Below are 5,684 nucleotides of genomic sequence, written 5' to 3' on the forward strand. Positions count from 1 at the left end.
CCATCGGCGCTAAAGAGCTTAACTTCCGTGTTCGGTATGGGAACGGGTGTGACCTCTTTGCCATCATCACTAGACTACTTTATTATGTATCTTGTTTTGAAGTTGTTTACCTGTCCTTCAAGACAAGAATTATTGTATAACGTTTTCTCATATTGTGCAATACTTTTTTATAAAAAAAAGAAATTATTACTTTTAAAAGATATTTTTGTTAAGAAAGAGAAAATATTGCCCTGCAAAATATTATATCAATAGTTGTTTCAAAAGAAAACAATTATTTTTCATCTATATATTTTCAGCTTATGATCTTGCTTAAAACTTGCTACTAAATAGTAGCAAGTTCCATAGTCAATCTATCAATTTCTTTAAATGTTGTTGAATCTCCGAAAGATATTCTAAAGAATTGCCGTGCCGCTTCCATTGAATAATTCATAGATAAAATGGCTTTTGTTCCAGATTCGCTATGAATATCACACGCACTTCCCGTTGATATACTGATCCCTGCCTCGTTTAATTTTAATAATACATATTGCCCCTCCACTTTACTCATCATGACACCACAAATATTTGGCAATTGCTGCTTACACTCTATTAGTCGAACTGTTTTTGGTAGACGACTTTTAAAATATCTTCTTAATTCCTCGTAATGCTGTCTTTCATAACTATTATTTTCAACCGCTGCCGCAAAGGAAACAATGGCAGGTGTATCTAAAGTTCCCCCTCTTAATCCTCTTTCATGAGTTACGCCTGGTGTCAGTGCTGGAACACGAATTGCAGGGTTTATATAAACAGCGCCGCAGCCCTTAGGTCCTCCTATTTTATGTGCTGAAATTGTCATAGCGTCTCCTCCTCTTGGTATAGTTAATTTCCCAAAGGATTGTACACAATCAATATGACAGTAAACAGCGGTTTCTTTTGCCGCTTCAATTATTTTTTCCACAGGTTGAATAGAACCAATTTCTGAATTTACATGTTGAATGGAAATTAATGCTGTATCTTTTCGAATAGCGAGTAGTAGTTGTTCTGAGTCAATACAACCATCCTTTTGCAACGGTAATTTTGTCACCTCAAAACCCATTTTCTCCAATGTATTCAAAGCTGCATGTACAGACGTATGTTCAGCTTGTGATGAAATAATATGTTTTCCTTTTTTAGAGGCAAATGCTAATGACAAAATGGCCATAATGTTTCCTTCCGTTCCGCTTCCAGTAAAGATAACGCCATCACTATTGACACCAAGTTCATTGGCTATAATTTCTCTTGATTGCTGGATAAAATAATACGCTTGTCCCCCTAAATCATGGAGACTTGAGCTATTTCCATAATAACGCTGTGCCACCTCTACATATGCTTCAAGCGCCTTCTTCGTCATTGGTGTTGTTGCTGCGTAATCCATGTAGATCATCGTATTCTTCCTCTCTCGTTCAACAGGTCTTGTTTTCTTTTTTATTTTATGTAAAGATAAGTGTCAAGACAACTGTAAAGAAGGTATAACTATGGATGTAAAGACAGACGTCCTTATAATTGGTAGTGGTATTGCAGCACTTCAGGCAGCTCTACTCCTCGAAGAACATTTTAAAATACAAATAGTTACAAAATCATCCGTCCATACGAGCAGTTCCTATCGTGCACAGGGTGGCATTGCCGTCGTGACAAGTGAGGAGGATCATATTGATTGCCATATTGCGGATACATTGAAGGCCGGAGAGTTTCATCATGAAGGTAGAAATGTCCAAACGCTCATAGAAGAAGGCACAAAAATAATGCGTAACTACCTTCAAGCTGAATTCCCCATTGATCGGAATAGCAATGGAGCTCCTGCTCTAGGTCTGGAGGGAGCACATAGCCATCATCGTATTCTCCATGCAGGTGGTGATCGTACTGGTCAAATTTTCATAGATTACTTGCTTCATAAACTTTCTCCTAATACAAAGGTAAATTGCTATGAAATGGCCTATGAACTTTTACTAAATACAAATGGTGACTGTGTAGGTGTACTTACAAAAGGAAGCGAAGGCACTAAACGCTACTTTGCCCATCATGTTATTTTAGCGACAGGTGGTGCAGGAGCACTTTATTCAAGTACATCTAATTACCCAACAAATACTGGTGATGGTATTGCTTTAGCCTTTCGAGCAGGAGCTGCCATCAGTGATATGGAATTTATGCAGTTTCATCCAAGTCTGCTTTGGTGTGAAAACGAGGCAAAAGGATTGATTTCTGAAGCGGTACGAGGAGCTGGTGGTATTTTTGTCGATGCCCAACGTCGTCCAATTATGAAGGGCATCCATGCACAACTTGATTTAGCGCCAAGACATATTACAGCACTCACATTATTTAAGAAACGGGCGGCTGGTGAGGAAACATTCCTTGATATATCCTCCATCCAAAATTTCGATGTAAAATTTCCATCAATCACACAGCTTTGCCGTAACAACCATATTGACTTACAAGATGGCCTGATTCCTGTTTCACCAGGTAGTCATTTTTTAATGGGCGGTATTATTGCTGATGATAAAGGCAGAACCACTATAGCCAACTTGTATGCTATCGGCGAAGTGGCCTGTACAGGTGTTCACGGAGCAAATCGTTTAGCTAGTAACTCCCTATTAGAAGGGATTACTTTTGGTCACAGAATGGCATATTTCATTATCCAACAAGGCTGTAGTCAAAAGGATTTCTTACTTGCTAGCGATAAAAATGTCGATTCAATGCCTTCATTATTTAGCAAACAACAATTACAGCAACATATGATGCAGTACTTAGGTATCGTTAGGAACGGTGACGATTTGCAATATTCCCTCCAGCAATTACCCTCTATACAAGCACTTCTCCATGCAAATTTAAAGGGTTTGCAACAGACTGAGCTGGAACTATATATGATGCATGTTGTCGCCACATTAATAACCCATGCGGCCATTACAAGAACTGAAACACGTGGAGCCCACATTCGTAGCGATAAACCCGCGATGGTAGCAAAGTGGGCAAACCGATGGATTATTTTTTCGCAAGGACAAATGAAAGTGAGGAATTCATTGTATGAATATCATCAAACTCGAGGAAATGCTCAAACAATTTTTTAATGAGGATATAGGTGATGGGGATTTATCGAGTGAATATATTTTTTCTCCTAAAGAGCAAGGAACTTTTTCATTTTATGCCAAAGAAAGTGGCATTTTTTGTGGCGCACCTATTATTGAGCATGGCTTTCACGTACTAGATCGGTCTATAAAAGTCAACCTTCCTAAAAAAGATGGGGAAGCCGTAGAGGCTGGCGACGTCATTGCTATTATAGATGGCCCCTTACAAAAATTATTAATGGGAGAACGCGTAATTTTAAATCTTATACAACGGATGTCTGCAATAGCTACGGCGGCTCACCTAGCAGTACAGGAAATTTCAGGAACGAACACAAAAATATGTGATACCCGTAAAACGATTCCTGGTTTGCGTATGCTTGATAAATATGCTGTTCGAATCGGTGGTGCTTTTAACCATCGCAATGGCCTATTTGATGCAATCATGCTAAAGGATAATCATATTGCTTTTGCTGGTAGCATGACAAACGCCATTCAGGCTGCTAGAGAAAAAGTTGGTCATACCGTTAAAATTGAAGTGGAAATAGAAACAAAAAAACAGCTAGATGAAGCCATTTTAGCTGGAGCAGATATTATAATGTTTGATAATCGAAGTCCTGAAGAAATACGTGCATGGCTGCCTGCTGTTCCTTCTTCTATCACGACTGAAGCGTCAGGTGGCATTACTCTTGAAAATATAAGAGCTTATGCTCAAACTGGTATACAGTGGATTTCACTTGGTTCTCTAACCCACTCTGTCAAAGCCTTTGACATTAGCGCCCTTGTACAAATGAAAGGAGGCTATTCCATTGTCCATCACTAGTTTATTACAGCAGACGACGTTACTTCCTGAGCATTATCGAGCATTATCCGTAACGGAAATGGAATCTCGTATTTTATCCATCAAAAAGAAATTAGGATCTAAGCTTTTTATTCCGGGTCATCACTATCAAAAAGATGAAGTTATCCAATTTGCTGATGCAACGGGAGATTCCTTACAGCTAGCTCAATTATCTGCAGCAAACAAAGAGGCGGAGCACATCGTATTTTGTGGGGTACATTTTATGGCTGAAACTGCTGATATGCTAACATCAAAACAGCAACATGTATATTTACCAGATATGCGTGCAGGTTGCTCGATGGCTGACATGGCTGATATTTATCAAACTGAACAAGCATGGCCCATTTTACAGCAGCTCTTTGGTGATACGATCATTCCACTTACCTATGTTAATTCAACAGCCGCTATTAAAGCCTTTACAGGAAGACATGGTGGTGCATGTGTAACATCCTCTAATGCGAAAGAGCTTGTTCAGTGGGCATTTACACAAAAACAGCGTATCTTCTTTTTACCCGACCAACATTTAGGCAGAAATACTGCTTATGACTTAGGTGTTCCACTCGAGAATATGGCCGTTTGGAATCCGCATAAAAATATACTTGAAACTAAACAGCCTCTTGAGAACATCCAAGTTATTCTGTGGAAGGGTCATTGCTCTGTACATGAAGGATTTACATTTCAACATACAGAGACTGTTCGTAAGGAATATCCCGCCATGAAAATTATTGTTCACCCTGAATGTAGTCGTGAAGTTGTAGATGCGGCTGATGATGCTGGTTCAACTAAGTACATTATCGATACAATTAGTCAAGCACCTAGTGGATCTGCATGGGCAATAGGGACAGAAATGAATCTGGTCAATCGTATTATAAAGCAGCATCCAGATAAACAGATCATCTCTTTAAATGAAAACTTTTGTCCTTGCCTAACAATGAATCGCATTGATCTCCCCCATTTACTATGGTGCTTAGAAAGCATTGAACAAGGTCAACCACATAACCTTATTCAAGTTGATAGCCATACTAGCACTGAAGCTCTTAGTTCTCTGGAAAGAATGTTAGCAAGAAGATAAATTACGATTTTAAAGCAGAGATGTTGTAAAAAACAATATTTCTGCTTTTTATTTGCTCATAAAATTAAGTATCTGGTTACCTCCTGAAATTGACACTCATTTATTTTTTATGATAATGTCGATTTGGAGGTGATAAGAAATGTCTTTTCAATCGAAAAATATTTTCATTAATTTACCAGTAAAAAATGTAAACAAATCCACGTCATTTTTTAAGGAGTTAGGTTTTGAGTTCAATCAACAATTCAGTGATGAAACAACTTCCTCAATGATTATTAGCGAAAATATTTTTGCTTTACTAATGGTCGAAGATCGCTTCAAAGGATTTAGTAACAAGGAGATACCGGATACTACTGTTTCTGCCCAAGCAATTTTATGTCTATCTGCAGAAAATCGCGAGCAAGTAGATCAGCTAGTAAATAAGGCACTTGCCTCCGGGGGTAAACCTTATAGTGATCCACAGGATCATGGATTTATGTATGGCTGGGGTTTTCAAGATTTAGATGGGCATATTTGGGAAGTAGTTTATATGGATGAGCATGCAATGAATCAAGAGTAAATCGTTTATCTTATATTAGTTTTCTATAAAAAAACAGTAGACGCACATGCATCTACTGTTTTTTGTATGACCCGTACGGGATTCGAACCCGTGTTACCGCCGTGAAAGGGCGGTGTCTTAACCACTTGACCAACGGGCCAA

At 38.6% G+C, this 5,684-nt stretch carries 5 protein-coding genes, 1 tRNA gene and 1 rRNA gene; 4 read left to right on the forward strand and 3 right to left on the reverse strand.

Annotated features, from left to right (window positions below):
• Nucleotides 1-74: ribosomal RNA gene (rrf, locus tag AC1Q6O_RS22835) — 5S ribosomal RNA — on the reverse strand; the annotation flags it as partial.
• A 248-nt stretch (nucleotides 75-322) separates the two neighbouring features.
• Nucleotides 323-1,393 carry a cysteine desulfurase family protein gene (locus AC1Q6O_RS22840; RefSeq protein WP_107922405.1) on the reverse strand — a complete coding sequence of 357 codons (1,071 nt, stop codon included), beginning with the start codon at nucleotides 1,391-1,393 and terminating at the stop codon, nucleotides 323-325.
• Nucleotides 1,394-1,493: 100 nt separating this feature from the next.
• Here AC1Q6O_RS22840 and nadB point away from each other — a divergent pair, with 100 nt between their 5' ends.
• The 4 genes from nadB (at nucleotide 1,494) to AC1Q6O_RS22860 (ending at nucleotide 5,543) form a co-directional block, all read left to right on the forward strand.
• Nucleotides 1,494-3,080 (forward strand): L-aspartate oxidase, encoded by a 1,587-nt coding sequence (gene nadB, locus AC1Q6O_RS22845; RefSeq protein ID WP_107922366.1) that lies wholly within the window; start codon nucleotides 1,494-1,496, stop codon nucleotides 3,078-3,080.
• Nucleotides 3,037-3,897, forward strand: a complete 861-nt coding sequence (gene nadC, locus AC1Q6O_RS22850) for a carboxylating nicotinate-nucleotide diphosphorylase (RefSeq protein WP_486347902.1) — start codon at nucleotides 3,037-3,039, stop codon at nucleotides 3,895-3,897. Before nadB ends, nadC begins: the two co-directional genes overlap by 44 nt.
• Nucleotides 3,884-4,987 (forward strand): quinolinate synthase NadA, encoded by a 1,104-nt coding sequence (gene nadA, locus AC1Q6O_RS22855; protein ID WP_492402282.1) that lies wholly within the window; start codon nucleotides 3,884-3,886, stop codon nucleotides 4,985-4,987. The genes nadC and nadA overlap by 14 nt, the downstream gene beginning before the upstream one ends.
• Nucleotides 4,988-5,126: 139 nt before the next feature.
• Nucleotides 5,127-5,543: a VOC family protein gene (locus AC1Q6O_RS22860; protein WP_008181739.1), complete on the forward strand. Its 417-nt coding sequence runs from the start codon at nucleotides 5,127-5,129 to the stop codon at nucleotides 5,541-5,543.
• A 67-nt stretch (nucleotides 5,544-5,610) separates the two neighbouring features.
• On the opposite strand, the gene AC1Q6O_RS22865 is transcribed toward AC1Q6O_RS22860, so the two are convergent.
• Nucleotides 5,611-5,682: transfer RNA gene (locus AC1Q6O_RS22865), tRNA-Glu, on the reverse strand.
• Between the last annotated feature and the right edge of the window lie 2 nt (nucleotides 5,683-5,684).

This window comes from Lysinibacillus sp. GW823-FHT06C08, from assembly GCF_058795135.1.